Origin of the sequence: Phyllobacterium sp. CCNWLW109 (assembly GCF_037203905.1) — a bacterium.
Taxonomy (GTDB): Bacteria; Pseudomonadota; Alphaproteobacteria; order Rhizobiales; family Rhizobiaceae; genus Phyllobacterium; species Phyllobacterium ifriqiyense.
In genome coordinates this window covers 926,373-946,476 of the sequence record NZ_JBBCBK010000002.1, presented here as the reverse complement: position 1 = coordinate 946,476, position 20,104 = coordinate 926,373, and the positions used below count along the sequence as shown (strand labels likewise).

Here is a 20,104-nt window from a genome sequence, read left to right as displayed (position 1 = left end):
CACGGTATTGGCGTGATCTAAACAACCTTGGCGGCTGCCCGACCAGCAATACGGCCGGAAAATATGCAACCGCCAAGAAAAGTTCCTTCAAGCGAGTTATATCCGTGAACTCCTCCACCGCCAAAGCCAGCCGCCTCGCCCGCCGCGTAAACTCCCGGTAGCGGCTCGCCGCCTTGTTTCAGAACACGTGCATTCAGATCAGTCTCTATGCCGCCCAATGACTTGCGCGTCAGAATATTGAGTCTCACCGCTATCAGGCGCCCATGTTTTGGGTCCAGTATCTTGTGGGGAGGCACGACGCGAACGAGCTTGTCGCCGATATAATTGCGCGCGCCCCTTATCGCCGTGATTTGTGCGTCCTTCGTGTAGGTGTTCTCGACTTCGCGATCGCGTGCAGCAATTTGTGCGTGAAGTTTTTGCTCATCAATCAAATTATCCCCGCTCAGAGCGTTCATTCGCCGCACCAGATCAGTCAGATTATTTTCAACGATGAAATCTTCGCCCTTATCGAGAAACGCTTTAACAGGTGAGGGAATGCCACCGGTGGCTCGCTTCAATACCTGCCGCCAACTCTTGCTGGTGAAATCAGGGTTTTGTTCTGAGCCTGATAGCGTGAATTCTTTTTTCACAATGGTCTCGTTGAGTATGAACCAAGAATAATCATGTCCCGTTTTCATGATGTGACTGAGCGTGGCCAATGTGTCGAAGCCCGGCAAGCATGGTGCAGGCAAGCGATTTCCATTGGCATCAAACCATAAGGATGATGGCCCCGGCAGAATACGGATAGCATGCCTAGACCAAATCGGGTTCCAATTGTGCACGCCTTCGACATAGTGCCACATGCGATCGCAGTTGATTAGATGCGCGCCGCTTTGTTCGCTTATGCCCAGCATCAATCCATCAACATGATCCGGCACCCCGCTGATGAGGCGTTTAGGAGCTTCACCCAAGCGTTTTGGCCAATTTTTGCGCACAAGATCGTGATTGGCTCCCATGCCTCCACTGCAAACAACAATTACCTGCGCCCTTAAAATGAACGAGCTGGCAACCACACGTGAACTGGGCTCACTGCGCTTGACATTGCTAGGCTCAAGCACCTCACCCTCCACGCTGTCCACAATGCCGCCATTCGTGCCGAGCGACGTGACCCTGTGGCGAAATCGGAAACTTAAAAGTCCTTTTTGTTCAGCCTCACGGGCCCGCCGGACAAAGGGCTCGACTACGCCCAACCCCGTTCCCCACGTAATATGAAAGCGTGGCACAGAATTTCCGTGGCCCGTCGCCAATGAACCGCCCCGCTCCGCCCAACCGACGATAGGAAACCAGCGCATCCCTTGCGCATGCAGCCATGAACGTTTTTCGCCGGCAGCAAAATCGACATAGGCCTCAGCCCATTTTCGCGGCCAATGGTCCTCCTCGCGATCAAAGCCCGCAGATCCCATCCAATCCTGCAATGCCAACTCGTAAGAATCTTTAATTCGCAGTCGACGCTGCTCGGGACTATTTACAAAAAACAATCCGCCAAAAGAGCGCCACGCCTGTCCGCCCAATGTCTGCTCGGGTTCCTGATCAACAATGATTACCCGCTTGCCCGCATCGGTCAGTTCCGTGGCAGCTACCAACCCCGCCAGCCCCGCCCCAATCACAATAGCATCAGCATCATATGTCATCTCTGAGATCTCCCCCTTAAGCAACATTGAACTACAGATAACCTTTACGTCAACGTTATTACGCACGTCGATTCTTTGAGCGCCTGATTATCGTGGCGCTTACGCGCGTTTCCGATGATATCGAGACATGCTTGGCCAGACTGCCCTATTCGACTAACCCTGAAAGACAGTATCGGCCCGGTTTTCGGGCTTTTCGTAAAATTATTTCGTATAAACCACATTTTCCGTTTTACACTTCGGAGCTTTGTGCTAATCGAACGCCGCTGCCCTTATAGCTCAGTTGGTAGAGCATCTGATTTGTAATCAGAGGGTCGGGAGTTCGAGTCTCTCTGGGGGCACCACCTTTTCCTTTAATATTTGCACGCGAGCACGCTGGTAATTCTTTACCTGCTTCGCGCATGATGCACGCTCCAGATCTTTTCGCCGGCTAGTTGTCCAAGCGCTGCAGCGGCGTTGTTTCTTTACCAATATCACTTTCGCGTTTTGCCAGATCACGCCCAGCGTGCTAGGCGATATATCCTTATTCCTTTACATTTCGCAGGCAGTCATGAACCGGAAAATTGAAACATTTGCTTTTCTTTCCTCCGGCACGCCGGATTCGGATGAAGCTGCTCAAGAACTCATCAAATTCTACGGTCAGTCCGACGCTCGCGATGCTGATGTGATCGTTGCGCTCGGTGGCGACGGTTTCATGCTGCAGACATTGCAGCACTACATGAACCAAGGAAAAATGATCTACGGCATGAACCGCGGATCCGTTGGCTTTCTAATGAACGAGTTCAGCAGCGTTGGCCTGAAGGATCGAATTGAGGCTGCGCAATCCGAGACGATCCGGCCACTGAAGATGGTAGCGGAATCGGTGGAAGAAGGCACTGTCACGGCCTTCGCCCTCAATGAAATCTCCTTGCTTCGCCAATCATACCAGGCAGCGAAAATCCGCATCAGCGTTGACGATCAAATCCGGCTGGAAGAACTCATTTGCGATGGTGTCATGGTTGCCACGCCTGCAGGTTCGACGGCTTACAATCTTTCAGCTCAAGGGCCCATCCTGCCGCTTGATGCGCGCCTTCTTGCGCTTACACCTGTTTCGGCTTTCCGGCCGCGGCGCTGGCGTGGCGCGCTCCTGCCCAATAAGGTGACTGTGCGTTTCGATATTCTTGAGCCGGAGAAACGACCTGTCAACGCCGTTGCAGATCATACGGAAGTAAAGTCGGTTTTATCGGTCACCATTGAAGAAGCTTCCCAGCTGCGAGCTACCATTCTCTTTGATAAAAACCATTCGTGGAACGAACGAATTCTAAAGGAACAGTTCCTTTATTGACAACATTAGAATAAAATGACGGACAATTGTAACAAACGCTTAAATGTGACCATACCAAAGAGTTGACTTTTGCTGGTATGCGCCGTAACGCAATTACAGCAAACGCTATGCAATCAAGCGTCAGATGCTTCTGGCAAATGCAGCTTTACGCCACTAACAGGCATGTATGGTACCGACTGCAGATAGAAAGTTAAATCTCCATTGACCACCTTTGCTGATCTGGGCCTTTCACCGAAAGTGCTCGATGCTGTAGAAGCAGCAGGATATACGATCCCGACACCCATCCAGGCAGGCGCAATTCCACATGCGCTGCAACGCAAGGATGTCCTCGGCATTGCCCAGACGGGAACCGGCAAAACCGCTTCATTTGTATTGCCTATGCTGACACTGCTCGAGCAGGGGCGCGCCCGTGCCCGCATGCCCCGCACGCTCATTCTCGAACCCACGCGCGAACTCGCAGCGCAGGTCGAGGAAAATTTTGTTAAATATGGAAAAAACCACCGCTTGAATGTTGCGTTGCTCATCGGCGGCGTTTCTTTCGACGACCAATTGCGCAAGCTTGAACGTGGCGCAGACGTACTGATCGCTACGCCAGGCCGTTTGCTTGATCATTTCGAGCGCGGTAAACTGCTGCTGAGCGCAGTAGACATTCTCGTGATCGATGAAGCTGACCGGATGCTCGACATGGGCTTTATCCCGGATATTGAGCGCATTTGTAAACTCATTCCCTTCACACGGCAGACACTGTTTTTCTCGGCTACCATGCCACCTGAGATCACCAAGCTGACGGAACAGTTTTTGCACTCGCCAGTACGCATCGAAGTGGCGAAGGCTGCAACGACTGCAAAGACGGTTGAACAGAAGCTAGTAAAGTCCGGCAAGAAGGATTGGGAGAAACGGGCAATATTGCGCGATCTTATCCGCGCTGAGGCCGATGGACTTAAAAACGCAATCATCTTCTGCAACCGCAAGAAAGATGTATCGGAGCTCTTCCGCTCGCTCGTTAAACATGAGTTCGACGCTGGCGCACTCCACGGTGATATGGATCAACGTGCGCGCACGACAATGTTGGCGAATTTTAAGGATAACAAGCTTAAAATACTTGTTGCATCCGATGTCGCCGCGCGCGGGCTCGATATACCCGATGTGAGTCACGTGTTCAATTTCGATGTACCAATTCATTCCGAGGATTATGTTCATCGTATTGGACGCACGGGACGCGCAGGACGCTCCGGAAAGGCGTTTACGCTCGTAACACAAGCAGACGTCAAATATCTGGCATCCATAGAAAAACTGATCGGCGAAGATATCGTCTGGTACGATGGTGATCTGTCGACACTGCCCGTATCGAACGAGCCGGATGAGGCCCCTCGTCGTGGACGCGGTGGCCGTGACAAGCCAGCACCAAAGCGTCGCCGCAATGAAGGTCGTGAGCGCGAGCGCCCACAGTCCGAAATTGACATCATAGCGGCTGCTGAGAAGGCAAAAGACATTGAAGTCGAGCCTTTGGACGATCAGCCTGTTATTCGTACAGCTGATAAGCCCAACAAGGTTGCGATTAAAACTGAGAATGAACAACGTCGCGCTCGCCCCGCTGCAGCTCGGCCCGAGCAACGGCCGGAACCACGCCGCGACCATCGCAGAGACCGTGATGATATGGGGACAGCCCCCATTGGCTTTGGCGACGAAATTCCTGCGTTTATGCTGATTGATACTAAAATCTGAGCATGAATAGTCCGGGCGTTGGGTGCGGCATCGTATTTCTGAAAGAGGGGCATATTCTTCTTCTGCAGCGCAAGAAGAGCCCGGAAATAGGTTGTTGGGGCATACCAGGCGGTAAAGTAGATTTTCTTGAAACCGCCGAACAGGCTGTGCATCGCGAAGCACTCGAAGAAACCGGGCTTTACGCCAGCACCATGAGTTTGCTCGGCATCAGCGAACAGCTATTTCATGATGAACAGCAACACTGGCTGGGAGTGTTGTTTCTTGCTGAAAATTTTTCAGGTGAAGTGCAATTGCTGGAACCCGAAAAGCATGCGGGAGTAGGCTGGTTCCCGTTTCAACAATTGCCAAATTTATTGACCTTGCCCACAAGGCATGCTCTCGGCTTTCTCGAGCAGCGCGGCTTGATCTGAGACTATTTGGCCACGCGCAGAGCGGCTTCATAAGCCCGCTTGGCCCATTCGGTCATGATATCCGGGTCATCAAAAGCCTCCTCCGGAACGGACCAGTAGGGCATTTTTACCTGCTTGGACTTACCTGTGTAGGTCCATTGCTCACAGCCTGCCGCTTCAAATTCCGGAATTGATACCTCATCGGCTTTAAGAAGGACATTTCCGGTTGAAAGTTCAAGGGCGATAATTACCCCCTCGAAATAGATGCCCTTACCACCAAACATCCGCCGGATGCTAACGCCGCCCAATCCCGCAAACAAATCGTGGATCGCATCATTATCCACGTGACGACTATCAAGAAATGGCAGGCGTCAAAGCTTCAGGGCGAGCCGGTGTCAATTCAACCGATTCGCCGCAGCCGCAAGCTGACGTTTGATTTGGGTTATTGAATACAAAACCAGTGCGCAGTTTGGTAATTTCGAAGTCCATTTCGGTGCCAAGCAAGTAAAGCACTGCTTCAGGCGCAACAAAGACCTTGGAGCCATTTTTCTCGATAACGTCATCGCCCGGCTTGGCCTCAGTGACGAGATCGATTGTATATTCCATACCTGCACAACCGCCCTTCTTGATTCCGACGCGGATACCCAGCGCATCTTCACGCGACGATGTAATTTCGTCGACGCGGCTCGCAGCAGCGTCAGTCAATGTTATGACAGAAAAACGACCCATTTATCAGCTTTCTTGTTCAGACGGTGCAACAATCACCTGCCACTATAATTAGTGTTACACGGACGTCACTGCAAGTGTTCACAATAGGCATGGGCTCGAAAACAGACAAACGGAAGGCAATGACCATGAAAAATCGTTATTGTGTCCTTATCGGCATTGCAATGCTGGCTCTCCACACGGCTCCAGTTATTGCACAGGAACCAAAAGCACCTGCCGCAAGCAGCGAAACACCTGCGGTGTCTGACACACCTTCCAAAATCGAAACGGCACTGAGTCCAACTCAGACGCCCTCCGAATACCTGGATAATCGAAGCACGCCGGAAACTCTCATCAAATCCTACTACAATGCTATCAATCGACAAGAATATGCGAGAGCGTACAGCTATTACTTACCTGAAAGCCCTCCCCAGCCATTTCCACAGTTTCAGGCTGGATATGAAAATACCAAATCGGTGACGGTTCAGTTTGGAAAGGTGGAAGGCGAAGGTGCTGCAGGATCAGCCTATTGGAGCCAACCGATTGCGGTAAAATCCGAAGAGAAAGACGGCTCAATCAAAGTCTTTTACGGTTGCTATCGACTAAAGCTTGCGAACCCTGCCATACAGGGCGTTCCATTCGTGCCGCTTTCATTGATAGACGGCACGCTGCAAAAGTCCGAAAAAAGCATGGAAGAAAGTGTGCCGGAAGGTTGTGAAGCCCCTTGAATTCCGGCACTCTTTTTCGTGGATTAGATGAAGCAGATTACCGCTCCGATAATCGCAGCAATACTAAGCAGGTCGATGGTGCGATTTTTTCTGTCCTTCATCACTGCACGGCTACTATTCACCATGATCAAACGCTGGATGCCATGAGCGCCCGAAGCACCGACCCAGCCATTTCTAGCGAGAGTTCGGCGATACCACAGCGCTTGCAGCACGAAGCAACCGAAGAAAATTGTGATCAAAAAATTGATATTCGCTAAGGTTACATAACTGGTCATCACTATCGCTCCAACAACCACAAACAGTGCAGCTCTTAAAAGAGAAATGTCCTTGCATGACATTCGCTCTCATCTGCTGGTTGCAATAGAATGGAATATTTGCAGTAACAATCCGTACCTTAGTCGTACGCCTATAGTCTAATACCCTGCACGCGGCTCATTAAAACGATTTATGAATTCGTTGAAAGTTCAGAAATTTATAGGAGAGAGTGCCACAGATCGGGGCCATTGGCGCGGTATAATCGCGCCCATCAATCGAAATAACAGTATAATATTGTTGCTGTAATGACAGCGGCGCTAGCCAAACCCATTGAAACCAAGGTCTCGCGCAACAGTTTTTTCCGCTCCTTTGCCACGTCGGCCAAAAGGGTCAACGTGCAGCGCCCGTCCGACAGGCCCGCAATATCTGCCGCATTTAATATCTCAGATAATTCGTGGCTGTGCCAACACGCTTTTATTATGAATGAGAGGCTAACGGAGACCAAAAGGATCCGAGCCACAGACACACCATCAAACATTCTTATTCCACTGTAAAATAAGCAGCAAAAATGGATAAATCAGAACGAAAATTTCTGTTCCGGGAATAATGTAATGTATCGAAAAGAATAAGCTGATTCCAGCCAGACTTTAGTCTAACTCGTTGAAAAATAAAGACTGCTTATTAATACCAACCAACGGCGACTTGGGCTTCTTCAGACATCCGATCTGGCGTCCATGGTGGATCGAACGTCATCGTTACGTCGACAAAACTCACGCCCTCTACGGCGCTGACTGCATCTTGTACCCAGCCAGGCATTTCACCGGCAACCGGGCAGCCCGGCGCGGTAAGCGTCATCTCAATTTTCACCGAACGATCATCTTCGATATCAATCTTATAGACGAGGCCGAGTTCATAAATATCGGCGGGAATTTCCGGATCGTAGACAGTTTTTAAGGCGCCAATAACATCATCTGTCATGCGCGCCAATTCGTCGGCAGGAATGGCAGAGACTGGTTCCGAGTCGACTATCGGCGCGGCTTCGAGGGCCACATTTTCTGTTTCGACTTTATCGGTCATGATCATCACCCAAAAAACTTTCGCGCTTTTTCAAGCGCATCGGCGAGAACATCGATCTCGTCTCTGGTATTGTACATTGCAAACGATGCACGGCATGTGGAGGTTACGCCGAAGCGTTTCAAGAGCGGCTGCGCGCAATGCGTTCCCGCACGGACAGCCACACCGGCACGGTCAATAACCATCGACACATCGTGCGCGTGAATGCCCTGAAGCTCAAATGAGATAATGGCACCTTTGTCTTTGGCATCGCCAAAAATACGCAGCGAATTGATCTCGCGCAGCCGTTGGTGGGCATAGTCGCGCAGATCTTCTTCATGTGCCAAAATGGCATGGCGTCCAATTTTCTCGACATATTCAATTGCCGCGCCAAGCCCGATCGCCTGCGCTATCGGTGGCGTACCGGCCTCAAAACGGTGCGGCGGATGATTATAGGTGACATAATCCTCAGTCACCTCCTCAATCATTTCGCCTCCGCCCTGAAACGGTCGCATCGATTCGAGTATCTGTTTGCGGCCGTAAAGCACGCCGATACCGGACGGACCATAAATCTTATGGCCTGTGAAAATATACCAATCGCAACCGAGCTCCTGGACGTCGACCGGCAAATGCACGGCGCCCTGACTACCGTCGACAAGAACCGGAATGCCTCGCGCGTGGGCGATACGCACAATATCTTTGATCGGCGTTACGGTTCCCAGCACATTCGACATATGCGTAATAGCGACCAGCTTGGTACGATCCGTCAGACGCTTCTCAAATTCTTCGACGTGAAACGCGCCCTGTTCATCGACCGGTACCCACACAAGTTTGGCGCCTTGCCGCTCACGAATGAAATGCCAAGGAACAATATTCGAATGATGCTCCATTATCGACAGAACGATCTCGTCGCCCTCGCCGATATTTGGCATACCGTAACCATAAGACACTGTGTTGATGGCTTCAGTGGCTGACTTCGTGAAGATGATCTCGTCAACCGATGCGGCATTTATAAAACGCCGGACACTTTCCCGTGCTTTTTCATATGCGTCGGTGGTAGCGTTAGAGAGAAAATGCAGCCCCCGATGCACGTTAGAATATTCATTGGAGTAGGTCTGTGAGATCGTATCGATAACGGCCCGCGGTTTTTGTGCCGAAGCGCCATTGTCAAGATAGACGAGTGGCTTGCCATAGACTTCACGCGATAGGATCGGAAAATCCCTACGGATCGCGTCTACATCATACCCGCTATTGATGATCTTCGTATCCATGATCGCTGCACTTGTCCTTGGGATTGTCGCGTTATCGATCAGATATGCGCGCTCAGCCATTTGTCGAGAATTGCTTCAAGCGCTTCTACCAATGCTTCGCTTTCAAGTTCTTCAATAATCTCAGCAACGAAAGCTTTGATCAAAAGTCCACGCGCTTCATTTTCAGGTATTCCGCGCGCTTTTAGATAGAACAGATGATTACCATCGATTTCAGTGACAGTTGCACCATGACCGCAAGCGACATCATCAGCGAAGATTTCAAGTTCAGGCTTTGCATCAAACTCGCCGTCATCGGATAACAGAAGGGTATTGCACGCCATGCGTGCATCGGTCTTCTGGGCGATCCTGTTCACTTTAATCTGACCCTGAAACACACCGCGAGCACGATCCGTAACAACGTTGCGAACAACCTGCACCGAAGTCGTATTTTCAACCAAATGACCCAGCGTCATAGTAACGTCGGTGTGCGTATCGCCGGCAAGGAGGTTTACGCCGCGCAACTGGAAATCAGAGCCTTCGCCTTTTACCAGCACATGCACTTCCTGGCGTACGAGCTTACCACCTGCATTAACAACATAGAGTGTAAGCTTTGAATTGCTGCCAAGCGTCGCCGTTAATTGCGCCAACTGCGTTGCATTGGCACCCTGTTCACGCAAAATGATCCAGTTTACTTCCGCATCATCAGCAACAGTCAAATTACTGACGCTTGTCGAAAATCCTTCGCCATCGCCGCCGGTCTGGCGCTCTATGACTGTAGCCTTGACGCCTTTTCCGAATTGAACCGGAAAACGAACATGGCCCTGCCCGCGAAGCTGCGCATTTTGTATCTCTAATGGCGCTTCGAGTTCCACGCCATCGTCAACAATGATGTTCCAACCGTCAGTGACATAAGCTGCGTTGATCTGACCAATAGCGTCATCGCCATCCCGAATAGCCAGATGCCGTATCGCGGAACCATTGGCGAGTAACTCGCTGAACTTCGTGAACGTGACAGAATCAATCTTCGGGGCGTTCAACGCAGTACCGTTTGAAACGGTTGCTACTAATGATCCTGCGATAACCGAAGGTAGGGCCGCGCTACCCGCGGATGAATCATAGTCAGGTATGCCGCGTAACAAAGTGCGAAGATCGGTATAATGCCAAGCTTCGACGCGCCTTGATGGCAATCCTTGCGTCTTCAAAGCCTCGATTGCGTTATCGCGAGCACTAACAACCTCGGCATCGCCAGGCAACTCACCCATGCGATCAACAAAAGCGTCGACCAAAGCCGATTCCGCTGCAGTGGGCTGACGCCCTGTGTGAACATTCATGACATCAATCCTCAAGCGGCCTCACCGATGATATCGGCGTAGCCATTCTCTTCGAGATGAAGTGCAAGATTCTTGTCGCCAGACTTGATGACCTGGCCTTTGTAAAGCACGTGCACGCTGTCTGGCACGATATAGTCGAGCAGACGCTGATAGTGGGTAATAACTATCACGGCCCGATCAGGCGAGCGTAGTGCATTCACGCCGTCGGACACGATCTTCAGTGCATCAATGTCAAGCCCAGAGTCTGTTTCATCGAGCACGCAAAGCTTTGGCTCCAACAGTTTCATCTGCAGGATTTCAGCACGCTTTTTCTCACCGCCCGAAAAACCAACATTCAGGGGACGCTTGAGCATTGCCAGATCCATGTCGAGCGATCCAGCTGCTGTTTTAACACGTGAAATGAATTCAGGAATCTTCAAAGGCTCTTCACCGCGCGCCTTGCGCTGCGAGTTCAGAGCAACTTTCAGGAATTCCATCGTTGCTACGCCAGGTATTTCCATCGGATACTGGAATGCCAGAAAGATGCCTTTTGCGGCACGCTCGGCTGGATCAAGTTCCAGAATGGACTCGCCATTATAAAGAATATCGCCTTCAGTAACTTCATAATCGTCACGGCCAGCAAGAATATAGGACAAAGTTGACTTACCCGACCCGTTCGGTCCCATGATGGCCGCAACTTCACCAGCCTTCACCGTCAAATTAAGACCGCGAATGATTTCGGTATCTGTGTCTGCGATCTTCGCATGGAGATTTCTGATTTCCAGCATTTTAGTACCCTTTGATATTCCGTGGATCCACACTCATGATCCCAGTTAAATTTTATGGTAGTCGGCGCCGAGCTATGACGAACTTTCGCCACTTAAGCTTTTGAGGCGCTCGACCACCGAAACAAGCTCCTTGCGAGCTCTCATCAGTTCCGGTTCGAGGACACGTTCCGTCGCGGTGGAAGCCCGACCGAGCGTATCGGTCAGTTCATCGATGACATCGCCAAGCTCTTTATAGCGCTTGCGTAGCCGATCCAGTTCTTCCTTCGTGACGGTTACGGCCATTATCCGACGCTCCCCTCGAGACTGATACCGATCAGTTTTTGGGCCTCAACGGCGAACTCCATCGGCAATTCCTGAATGACTTCCTTGACAAAACCATTAACGATCAAGGCAATCGCCTCTTCCTCGGGAATGCCGCGTTGCATCACATAGAACAACGCATCTTCGGAAATTTTCGACGTTGTGGCTTCATGCTCGAACTGAGCCGTCGCATTTTTCGCTTCGATATATGGCACCGTATGCGCACCGCAATCATTGCCGATCAGCAGCGAGTCACACTGGGTAAAGTTACGCGCGTTTTCAGCCTTGCGATGGGCGGAAACTTGACCGCGATAGGTATTGTTAGACTTACCTGCGGAAATGCCTTTAGAGATGATGCGGCTTGATGTGTTTTTACCAAGATGCAACATCTTGGTGCCGCTATCGATCTGCTGATGGCCATTGGAAACCGCAATCGAATAGAATTCGCCGCGAGAATTATCACCGCGTAGAATAACTGACGGATATTTCCAAGTGATCGCTGAGCCCGTCTCAACCTGCGTCCAGGAAATCTTGGAATTGACACCGCGGCAATCACCACGCTTGGTGACGAAGTTGTAAATGCCACCCTTGCCTTCCGCATCGCCCGGAAACCAATTCTGGACGGTTGAGTATTTGATCTCGGCATCGTCCAGTGCAATCAGTTCGACAACTGCGGCATGCAACTGGTTTTCGTCACGTTGCGGTGCGGTGCATCCTTCCAGATAGGACACGTATGCGCCTTCCTCGGCGATGATCAATGTACGTTCGAACTGGCCTGTATCGCGTTCGTTAATACGGAAATAAGTGGAAAGTTCCATCGGGCAACGCACACCCTTGGGTACATAGACAAACGAACCATCCGTGAAGACCGCCGAATTCAGCGTCGCATAAAAATTATCCGAGACAGGTACGACCGTGGCAAGATACTTCTTTACCAGTTCCGGATGCTCACGAATGGCTTCGGAAATGGAACAGAAGATGACACCCGCTTTTGCCAGCTCGGCCTTAAATGTCGTTACAACAGAGACGCTGTCGAACACGGCATCAACTGCAACGCGGCCTGATTTATAAACGTTGTCACTGGCTTCTTCGTCTTCATCGCTTGGGCTTGGTTCACCGACCTTGCGGACACCGGCTAGGATTTCCTGCTCCTTCAGCGGAATACCTAATTTTTCATAGGTACGCAGAAGCTCCGGGTCGACTTCAGCAAGCGAGGTGGGGCCTGTCTGATTCTTCGGACCGGCGTAGTAAACCATGTCCTGAAAATCGATCTTGGGATAGTTGACCCGGGCCCATGTGGGCTCTTCCATCGTCAACCAACGCTCATAGGCTTTAAGGCGCCATTCCAGCATCCATTCTGGCTCATTTTTCTTGGCTGAGATGAACCGGATAATGTCCGCGTTCAGACCCTTTGGCGCTTTATCCATTTCGATAAGCGTTTCAAAGCCATACTTATATTGGTCCACGTCAAGCGTACGGACCCGATCAATGGTTTCCTGCACTGCAGGCATTGGCGTTCTCCATCCTCGCGGGGTTCAAGGTCCCGCAGTTGCAAACGTCAAGGCAGTATGTCGTCTTGAATATTTGCCTTTATGTAATGTGCATTCGCACGATTTAACACCGGCATTTACCGGATTTTTTGCAACTATCGACGAAAAACGTCAATAATTGAAATTTTTATGCTGCATCAGCAGCGGCGGTTCCCGAACGGTCGCTTCGAATAACGATTTTCTTCAGCGCGTCGAGAAATAATTCGATGTCATCATCATCCGTGTCCGGCGCGGTAGACACACGAATCCCTCCGGTACCGTCGCCATGCCCCATGGCTGCCAGAACGTGACTAGGGCCAACTTTACCGGATGAGCACGCAGAGCCCGCAGATAAGGCGATCCCTGCCAGATCAAAAGCTATTTGCACCGTTTCTGCTTTGGCGTGTGGCAAGGAAAAGAAGGTCGTATTCGGGAGCCGTTCTACATCCGAACCGTAGATTATTGCATTTGGAGCAATGACACGAATACCACGCTCAATCTTATCCCGCTGTAAAACGGGCCAACCGCCCTGCTCAAGGCGCTCGCGCGCAATTCGCGCAGCAGCTGCAAAGCCAACAATCAACGTCAAGGCTTCAGTTCCGGCACGATGCCCTTTTTCTTGCCCTCCACCACGTATCAGCGGCTTGGGCATGATCAAGTCTGACACGGCGATAATTGCCCCAATTCCTTTAGGACCACCAATCTTGTGCGCTGACAAAATGAAGTAATCCACGGAACTCGTTGTAATATCTAATGCAATTCGACCAGCAGCCTGGACGGCATCCACGACAAATACACCGCCGAACTGCTTTACCAGAGCGCCGATTTCTGCAATTGGTTGCAAAACACCGGTTTCATTATTGGCTGCTTGTACGGCCACTAAAGGCAAGCCTTCGTTGCGATCATGAAGTGCCAAAAGTTCCCGCAACCGATCACGATTCAACAAGCCCCTGCCGTCAACGGGGATAATTTCAATCTGTTCCGCTGCAAACCGACCACCAGCAAGTATGCAAGGATGCTCGCTCGCACTGACATATAGTTTGGACAGGCGCATTTCTGCACGTCCCATCAAATATTGCGGTGTTAGAAGGGTTGAAGCTGCCTCGGTTGCCCCCGATGTAAAGAATACATGATCAGGTTTGGCGTTTACGAGTCCTGCCACGTCGTGTCGGGCAGCTTGCAGAGTTGCTTTAGCGGCACGGCCCTCCATATGTACCGATGAAGGGTTACCCGGCAATGCCAGCGCATCGACAATTGCATCGCGCGCAGCTGTTATCAGCGGGGCGCTAGCATTGTAGTCGAAATAGGCGCGGTTGCGGGCCATACGCGGTCAAATCCTGTTCTTTTGCGATCAATGTGGTCTTAAAGCGCAATTTTCTTGAAATTGCACCTCAGACCAGCCTATTAAGCCGCTTCGATATAGTTTCTACACCAGTTTTGAACGGTTCTAAACTGGTTTTATGGGCGCTATTGATTGCCGTCAAGCCCGGCTGGTCAAGAAGCATCCGTTGGCGAAGACTGGAGTATACATGCCTGAAGTAATTTTCAATGGACCTGCGGGACGCCTTGAGGGCCGCTATCAGCCTTCTATGGAAAAAAATGCTCCTATAGCCATCATCCTGCATCCGCATCCGCAGTTTGGCGGCACGATGAATAATAAGATCGTCTATGATCTTTTCTACATGTTTCAGCAGCGCGGTTTTACGACACTGCGGTTTAACTTTCGTGGCATTGGGCGCAGCCAAGGTGAATTCGATCATGGTTCTGGCGAACTGTCTGACGCTGCAGGAGCGCTTGATTGGGTGCAATCCCTACATCCGGACTCAAAAACATGCTGGGTTGCGGGTTATTCTTTCGGCGCCTGGATTGGCATGCAGTTACTTATGCGCCGTCCTGAAATCGAAGGTTTTATCTCCGTTGCGCCGCAACCCAATACCTATGACTTCTCGTTCCTGGCGCCCTGCCCCTCATCCGGTCTGATTCTCCATGGCGATCAGGACAAGGTCGCACCACCCAAGGATGTACAAGGGCTGGTTGACAAGCTGAAGACGCAAAAAGGCATAACCATCACTCAGAAAACGATGGTTGGAGCAAACCACTTCTTTTCCGGCATGACTGATGAAGTTATTGCTGAATGCTCTGACTATCTCGACCGTCGCCTCAATGGGGAATTGGTCGAAGCCAAGCCTAAACGTCTACGTTAAGCCACTAGATGACGCGCCCTGAAAATTCGGGCGCGTCACACATTGCCCAAAAAGCACAGACGCCTCGTAGCGCTTCTTTCGCAGCGCCGATCTAATCAGGAATAAATCTATGTCTGCCTTCAAATCCGAATTCTTGCATACGCTTTCCACGCGTGGGTTCATCCATCAGACCTCCGATGATGCGGGTCTGGATGCACTGTTCACCAAGGAAACTGTATCGGCTTATATCGGCTTTGATCCTACAGCTTCCAGCCTGCATGCGGGCGGTTTGATTCAGATCATGATGCTGCATTGGATGCAGAAGACGGGGCACAGACCTGTCGCGCTGATGGGTGGTGGCACAGGTATGGTTGGCGACCCTTCGTTTAAGGATGAAGCGCGCAAACTGATGACGCCTGAAATTATCCAAAACAATATTAACGGCATCAAACAGGTTTTTACCAATTACCTGAATTTTGGCGACGGCCCGCAGGATGCCCTTATGGTCAATAATGCTGAATGGCTGATGCCTCTCAACTACCTTGAGTTCCTGCGTGATGTGGGTCAGCATTTTTCCGTCAACCGCATGTTGTCGTTCGACTCTGTCAAACAGCGGCTTGATCGTGAACAATCGCTTTCATTCCTCGAATTCAACTACATGATTTTGCAAGCCTATGACTTTGTCGAGCTTAACAAGCGGTACGGACTTCGATTACAGATGGGCGGCTCGGATCAGTGGGGAAATATTGTCAATGGCATTGATCTGGGCCATCGCCTTGGCACGCCGCAGCTATATGCCTTGACCTCACCTTTGTTGACCACTTCTTCGGGTGCCAAAATGGGCAAATCGATGAATGGTGCGATCTGGCTGAACGCGGACCTGCTTAGCCCATACGATTTCTGGCAGTATTGGCGTAACACAGAAGACGCCGACGTAACCCGCTTTCTCAAGCTTTACACGACCTTACCACTTGATGAAATTGAACGGCTCGGGGCGTTGGGTGGTGCGGAAATCAACGAAACTAAGAAAGTTCTTGCAACGGAAATTACGGCTTTGTTGCATGGCAGACAAGCAGCCCAAGATGCGGCTGAGACTGCTCGCAAAACTTTCGAAGAAGGTGCGCTGGCAACCAATCTGCCGACTGTCGAAGTCGCTGCCAGCGACTTGGAAACTGGAGTGGGCATTCTCACCCTTCTGGTTAAAGCTGGCCTCGCAGCATCAAACGGTGAAGCGCGCCGCCATGTTCAAGGCGGTGCCGTACGTGTGAATGATGTGAGCGTCTCAGACGAAAAACTCCAAGTCGGAGCATCCGAAGTGACGACTGATGGCGTAATCAAATTATCGCTCGGCAAGAAGAAGCATATTCTGGTTCGCCCAGCGTAAGTAAAATGCCGATGTTTGTGCGTGTTCAAAGTCACGCACAAACTTCGAGGAAAACTATTGAAACTCGAATATTGAGCGGAAAATACCCGGTGCAATTACCGAAATCGGGTTGACGATGATCTGAGGTTGCTTCAGAGGCCCCACCAATTTGTAGGTGATGCCTATCAAGCCCCGATCACGACCATTCCCTAGAAACAAACCCAATACGGGCAAGTCGCCAAATATACGATTAAGGCCATAGGCTGGCATGAAGGTACCCGTGAGAGCCATATTTCCGCTGGGATCGCTTAATACACCTTGAAAAGTCGTTCCGATAGTGGAGCCGCGGATAACCCCGTTTGCCAAGTTAATATAGTTTTCTCCCTTTTCGATTTGGGAGAAACCGCGCTCGAATGTAACTGTCGAAACATCGATATTCTTTTTCACTGCCTCATTGAGACTTGCTCCGTTAGGAGAAGACGACACAAGGCTTGCCAGTCTTGGCTCGTTGACCAGCGTGAAATTTCGCGCATCAATTTGACCGCGCAACGGCCCATCGCCTTTAGAATCCAGCGTTACATTGATATCGCCACCCTGCATCTTGTCGTAAAAGCCAAAGAAACGGAGCACGGCACCGGCATCCTTCGACTGCAGACTTATGGAGCGGGAACCGCTTTCGGAGCTGTCAGCCGCAAATATCTTTCGACCGGCCTTCGTCGATGCGTTGAACGCGAGGCCGGAAACAGCGGTCCCCACCCCCTCATAAGACAGCGACACGTTGCTGAGATCTTCTGAATAAAATCCGGTAACAGAACCTATGTCTGCATTGACCAGAATACGTTGTTTACCGCCCGCATTGGCGCTTTCGCCACGCTGTTTTCGCTCGGTAATCTGATTGAGCAGAGGTCTTGCGTCGAATGTATCGCCTTTCACATCGACACGATAACCATACTGGGTCCGCGTAACTTTCACTGCAACATCATCGCCGCGATTGAGTTTAGCTGTACTGAATTCCGCAGTTGTCAGATCACCATTGACGACGCTCACATCACCTCGGAGGCGGAATGTGTCTCCAGCCACATCGAGATTGCTGATTTCCACATTGTCGCCGTCCTGTTTGATAGCAAACTTTGCACTCGCTTTGACGCCAGCTCCCTTCGTCCAGCCGAGTTGCGCCAATCTGATCTCGGCCTTGCTCAAATCTGCCACCGCGAGCTTTGAGCCATTAGGCGCTTTTTCAATATCTACAGAAATTGGCCCAGACAGAAGCGGGGTGAGCGCCGGGAAAAGAGTGTTGCGGGTTTTATCGTCGAGCTTAAGCGTAACTTTCTGTTCACGTTGGGCGGTGTTATCGCCCAAAGGCTCGAAAAGCTCGATTTCAGCTGGCACACCGTTGAGCTCCGCCTCTGCATCTATACGCGCTTCCGACTGGGTAACAAACAAGCTGCCATTGGCATTATCTACCTTTTGGCCATCGATTTTCTTTCCGATCGAGATATCGGACAGTTGCATATCCGCGGACCATTTAAGACTACCTGGCGGCGAATGCCTGGTGACTGGAAATGTTACCAATACATGTGACTTCACATTGCCTTTGATGTCGTCCGGACCAAAAGGCAGACTTTTCAAACCATTTATTGGCTTGAAACCAATAATTTCGGCAACAGCAGAGGCATCCCCCTCCAGATTAAGATCAAGCTCTGACAATACTGGCCTTTGCGGACCCCACGGAATGATAAGCTTGCCATTAATGATCCGCGCCTCTCGATTATTCGGCGTGAAGGACGATCCCTTTTCAAGCGTGATGGTTGTATAGGCACCACGCACGCTAATCTTTCCATTGGCATCGCGCACCGGCGGCAAGTCGCCGACAATATCAAACCGCGAATGCTCAACAGCAAAATCAACCTGAACCTCATCTTTGGTTAAAGGTGGAGGTTTTCCAGGACCGTCAAAGTGCCCTGCCTGGAATGCGACATCAATACGACCATCTTTCGCTGTGCCGCCGAAAAGGTTGTCGAGAACCCAACGCCGTGCTCCGGTAGCCGCCCAAATCGGCCATAATTGCTTAACCTGCGAAACGGGCATTTGGGGAATTCGCAAATTTAAATTCATGGCAGGCGACCCCTGCCCGAACGTTGCTCCTGCCTGTCCGTAAAGTTCGCTTTCATCATTACTGCGAACAGCAATTTCGGAAACATCCAGCCGTTTCACTGTGGGATCATATCGGCCAGCGACCCTGGCATTGAAGATCAGTGGTTGTTCGGTCGAATCCTGTGGTGCGGATTTGGCCCGTTCTGTTACAAGCTCGAACCGGTAACCGGGGTTCGAGGCGGCACTGCCGTCTATTTTAGCTGGCTCTGGTCCGATCGCTCCTTCGAGCACGCCGTCAAAAGCACCAAAATGAAGTCTCGAAGGTTTTATCTCGATTTTATCCGAACCGGAGACGTGTTCAAACGCAATGACAGAGGCAACGGTCATGTCATCAACATTGCCTATAGTGACAGGTCCTTCTCCAATATTGACAGTTCCCCAGAGTCTTGCTGACCCGGTGGCATTTGCTGCGATACCATCAAGCTTCAGATCGGAAACATTGTCGTAAGAAAGGTAAGCTCCGTCCGGCTTGATCCCATCAATATCCGGGACGGGCGCGGTTCCGAGCTTTGCGGCCAGCGGGATCTTGTTGATTGCCAGTGAGAAAGCCTCGATTTTTCCACCGGTAGCTGACCTCTTCGCCTGCGCAGATACTTCAATCTCTTTGCCTTCCCACTCGACAATTCCCTCGATGGACACAGGGCCTCCGGTCTCTGACAGATCAAGCTTTACTATGCGCAAGCGCTTTGATTCACCGGCTAAAGTGAAGTCAAACGCAGTATCCAAGATGGAAATATCCCGCGTCTCACGTTGATCAAGCAATGATACTGCGCTTTCCAGACCGGTAAAAATCGCCGCCGCTGCTCCGTCCAGATCAATAAGTCCGCGTTCATCCTTGGGAACAAGGCTCATGAAATCGAACGGCGCGTGTGACGTTACCTTTATTTGAGCGCCTTCGAGCTCCAAACGTTGCACGCGCACCTTGCCCTGAAGCAAGGGCAAGGTCGCCAGACCAATACGCACCGCGCGCACATTACTGATCGCGATCCCGCGCTTGTTATCGGTAATATTGACATTGCGAGCTTCCAAAGCCACATGCCGGCGCTGATCAAGTGAGATTTGCGCTGACTGGATTGTCGCATACGCGTCGGGACCTGCGACCGATTTCAGAGCTTGTTCGGCACGCTGTGTCAGGGCTTCTCCGCCTATACCGGCAAGCAGCACTGCAAATGCTATCCCAGCAAGCACAGCGAAAAGAATAATAAAGGAAATACAAGCACTTGTGAGCTTGTGCAGAAGCGATCGCCGGCGCAAAGTGGCAACAGGCGCCTGAGCTTGAGTGCTGGCAGACGGGTGCTTGTGCAGCTTAGTGAAATCACGCTTTGTAAAGCGGACTTTTTCCGGTTTCTCTGTCAAATTCCCAAGCCAATTGAGGAATCAA

Annotated in this window: 18 protein-coding genes and 1 tRNA gene; 7 read left to right on the top strand and 12 right to left on the bottom strand. The window is 51.0% G+C overall.

The genetic code is table 11. The features are described 5' to 3' along the window. Window positions 1-17: 17 nt before the first annotated feature. Window positions 18-1,670 carry an FAD-binding dehydrogenase gene (locus tag V9K92_RS09910; RefSeq protein ID WP_336441847.1) on the bottom strand — a complete coding sequence of 551 codons (1,653 nt, stop codon included), beginning with the start codon at window positions 1,668-1,670 and terminating at the stop codon, window positions 18-20. A 265-nt stretch (window positions 1,671-1,935) separates the two neighbouring features. Here V9K92_RS09910 and V9K92_RS09905 point away from each other — a divergent pair. The 4 genes from V9K92_RS09905 to V9K92_RS09890 all read left to right on the top strand — a co-directional run bounded on the left by V9K92_RS09905 (window position 1,936) and on the right by V9K92_RS09890 (window position 5,126). Then, window positions 1,936-2,011, top strand: a tRNA-Thr gene (locus V9K92_RS09905). Window positions 2,012-2,184: 173 nt separating this feature from the next. Then, window positions 2,185-2,991: an NAD kinase gene (locus V9K92_RS09900; protein WP_336441924.1), complete on the top strand. Its 807-nt coding sequence runs from the start codon at window positions 2,185-2,187 to the stop codon at window positions 2,989-2,991. A 201-nt stretch (window positions 2,992-3,192) separates the two neighbouring features. Further along, entirely contained in the window at window positions 3,193-4,716 is a 1,524-nt protein-coding gene (locus V9K92_RS09895) for a DEAD/DEAH box helicase (RefSeq protein WP_307284428.1), read from the top strand. Window positions 4,717-4,718: 2 nt separating this feature from the next. Next, on the top strand, window positions 4,719-5,126 hold the full coding sequence (locus tag V9K92_RS09890) for an NUDIX domain-containing protein (RefSeq protein ID WP_115051638.1): 408 nt from the start codon (window positions 4,719-4,721) through the stop codon (window positions 5,124-5,126). Window positions 5,127-5,128: 2 nt separating this feature from the next. On the opposite strand, the gene V9K92_RS09885 is transcribed toward V9K92_RS09890, so the two are convergent. Continuing rightward, on the bottom strand, window positions 5,129-5,449 hold the full coding sequence (locus V9K92_RS09885; RefSeq protein WP_115051639.1) for a TfoX/Sxy family protein: 321 nt from the start codon (window positions 5,447-5,449) through the stop codon (window positions 5,129-5,131). Window positions 5,450-5,459: 10 nt separating this feature from the next. Then, entirely contained in the window at window positions 5,460-5,834 is a 375-nt protein-coding gene (gene sufA, locus V9K92_RS09880) for a Fe-S cluster assembly scaffold SufA (RefSeq protein ID WP_115051640.1), read from the bottom strand. A gap of 125 nt (window positions 5,835-5,959) precedes the next feature. Between sufA and V9K92_RS09875 the strand changes: the two genes are divergently transcribed. Next, on the top strand, window positions 5,960-6,538 hold the full coding sequence (locus tag V9K92_RS09875; protein WP_307284418.1) for a hypothetical protein: 579 nt from the start codon (window positions 5,960-5,962) through the stop codon (window positions 6,536-6,538). 23 nt (window positions 6,539-6,561) lie between these two features. Here the strand turns inward: V9K92_RS09875 and V9K92_RS09870 are convergent, their stop codons facing one another. The 8 genes from V9K92_RS09870 to V9K92_RS09835 form a co-directional block, all read right to left on the bottom strand. Beyond that, window positions 6,562-6,813 carry a hypothetical protein gene (locus V9K92_RS09870; RefSeq protein WP_307284414.1) on the bottom strand — a complete coding sequence of 84 codons (252 nt, stop codon included), beginning with the start codon at window positions 6,811-6,813 and terminating at the stop codon, window positions 6,562-6,564. A gap of 661 nt (window positions 6,814-7,474) precedes the next feature. Continuing rightward, window positions 7,475-7,876, bottom strand: a complete 402-nt coding sequence (locus V9K92_RS09865) for an SUF system Fe-S cluster assembly protein (protein ID WP_370878865.1) — start codon at window positions 7,874-7,876, stop codon at window positions 7,475-7,477. Further along, the gene (locus tag V9K92_RS09860) at window positions 7,876-9,117 is read right to left on the bottom strand and encodes a cysteine desulfurase (RefSeq protein ID WP_307286499.1); all 1,242 of its coding nucleotides are present in this window, start codon (window positions 9,115-9,117) and stop codon (window positions 7,876-7,878) included. Before V9K92_RS09860 ends, V9K92_RS09865 begins: the two co-directional genes overlap by 1 nt. Window positions 9,118-9,155: 38 nt before the next feature. Continuing rightward, window positions 9,156-10,436: a Fe-S cluster assembly protein SufD gene (gene sufD / locus V9K92_RS09855; RefSeq protein ID WP_443094455.1), complete on the bottom strand. Its 1,281-nt coding sequence runs from the start codon at window positions 10,434-10,436 to the stop codon at window positions 9,156-9,158. A gap of 2 nt (window positions 10,437-10,438) precedes the next feature. After that, the gene (sufC, locus tag V9K92_RS09850) at window positions 10,439-11,194 is read right to left on the bottom strand and encodes a Fe-S cluster assembly ATPase SufC (RefSeq protein WP_115051645.1); all 756 of its coding nucleotides are present in this window, start codon (window positions 11,192-11,194) and stop codon (window positions 10,439-10,441) included. A 72-nt stretch (window positions 11,195-11,266) separates the two neighbouring features. Continuing rightward, entirely contained in the window at window positions 11,267-11,476 is a 210-nt protein-coding gene (locus V9K92_RS09845) for a hypothetical protein (RefSeq protein WP_307284406.1), read from the bottom strand. Next, on the bottom strand, window positions 11,476-13,005 hold the full coding sequence (gene sufB / locus V9K92_RS09840; protein WP_115051647.1) for a Fe-S cluster assembly protein SufB: 1,530 nt from the start codon (window positions 13,003-13,005) through the stop codon (window positions 11,476-11,478). The genes V9K92_RS09845 and sufB overlap by 1 nt, the downstream gene beginning before the upstream one ends. 166 nt (window positions 13,006-13,171) lie before the next feature. Then, the gene (locus tag V9K92_RS09835) at window positions 13,172-14,347 is read right to left on the bottom strand and encodes a cysteine desulfurase family protein (RefSeq protein ID WP_336441851.1); all 1,176 of its coding nucleotides are present in this window, start codon (window positions 14,345-14,347) and stop codon (window positions 13,172-13,174) included. Window positions 14,348-14,552: 205 nt separating this feature from the next. Between V9K92_RS09835 and V9K92_RS09830 the strand changes: the two genes are divergently transcribed. Further along, window positions 14,553-15,227, top strand: a complete 675-nt coding sequence (locus tag V9K92_RS09830) for an alpha/beta hydrolase (RefSeq protein ID WP_008120868.1) — start codon at window positions 14,553-14,555, stop codon at window positions 15,225-15,227. A 109-nt stretch (window positions 15,228-15,336) separates the two neighbouring features. Beyond that, a complete protein-coding gene (gene tyrS, locus V9K92_RS09825) occupies window positions 15,337-16,590 on the top strand; it encodes a tyrosine--tRNA ligase (RefSeq protein WP_115051649.1) in 1,254 nt (417 codons plus the stop codon). Window positions 16,591-16,644: 54 nt separating this feature from the next. Here tyrS and V9K92_RS09820 read toward each other — a convergent pair whose 3' ends face one another. After that, window positions 16,645-20,079, bottom strand: coding sequence for a YhdP family protein (locus V9K92_RS09820; RefSeq protein ID WP_337353873.1), 3,435 nt, complete (start codon window positions 20,077-20,079; stop codon window positions 16,645-16,647). Between the last annotated feature and the right edge of the window lie 25 nt (window positions 20,080-20,104).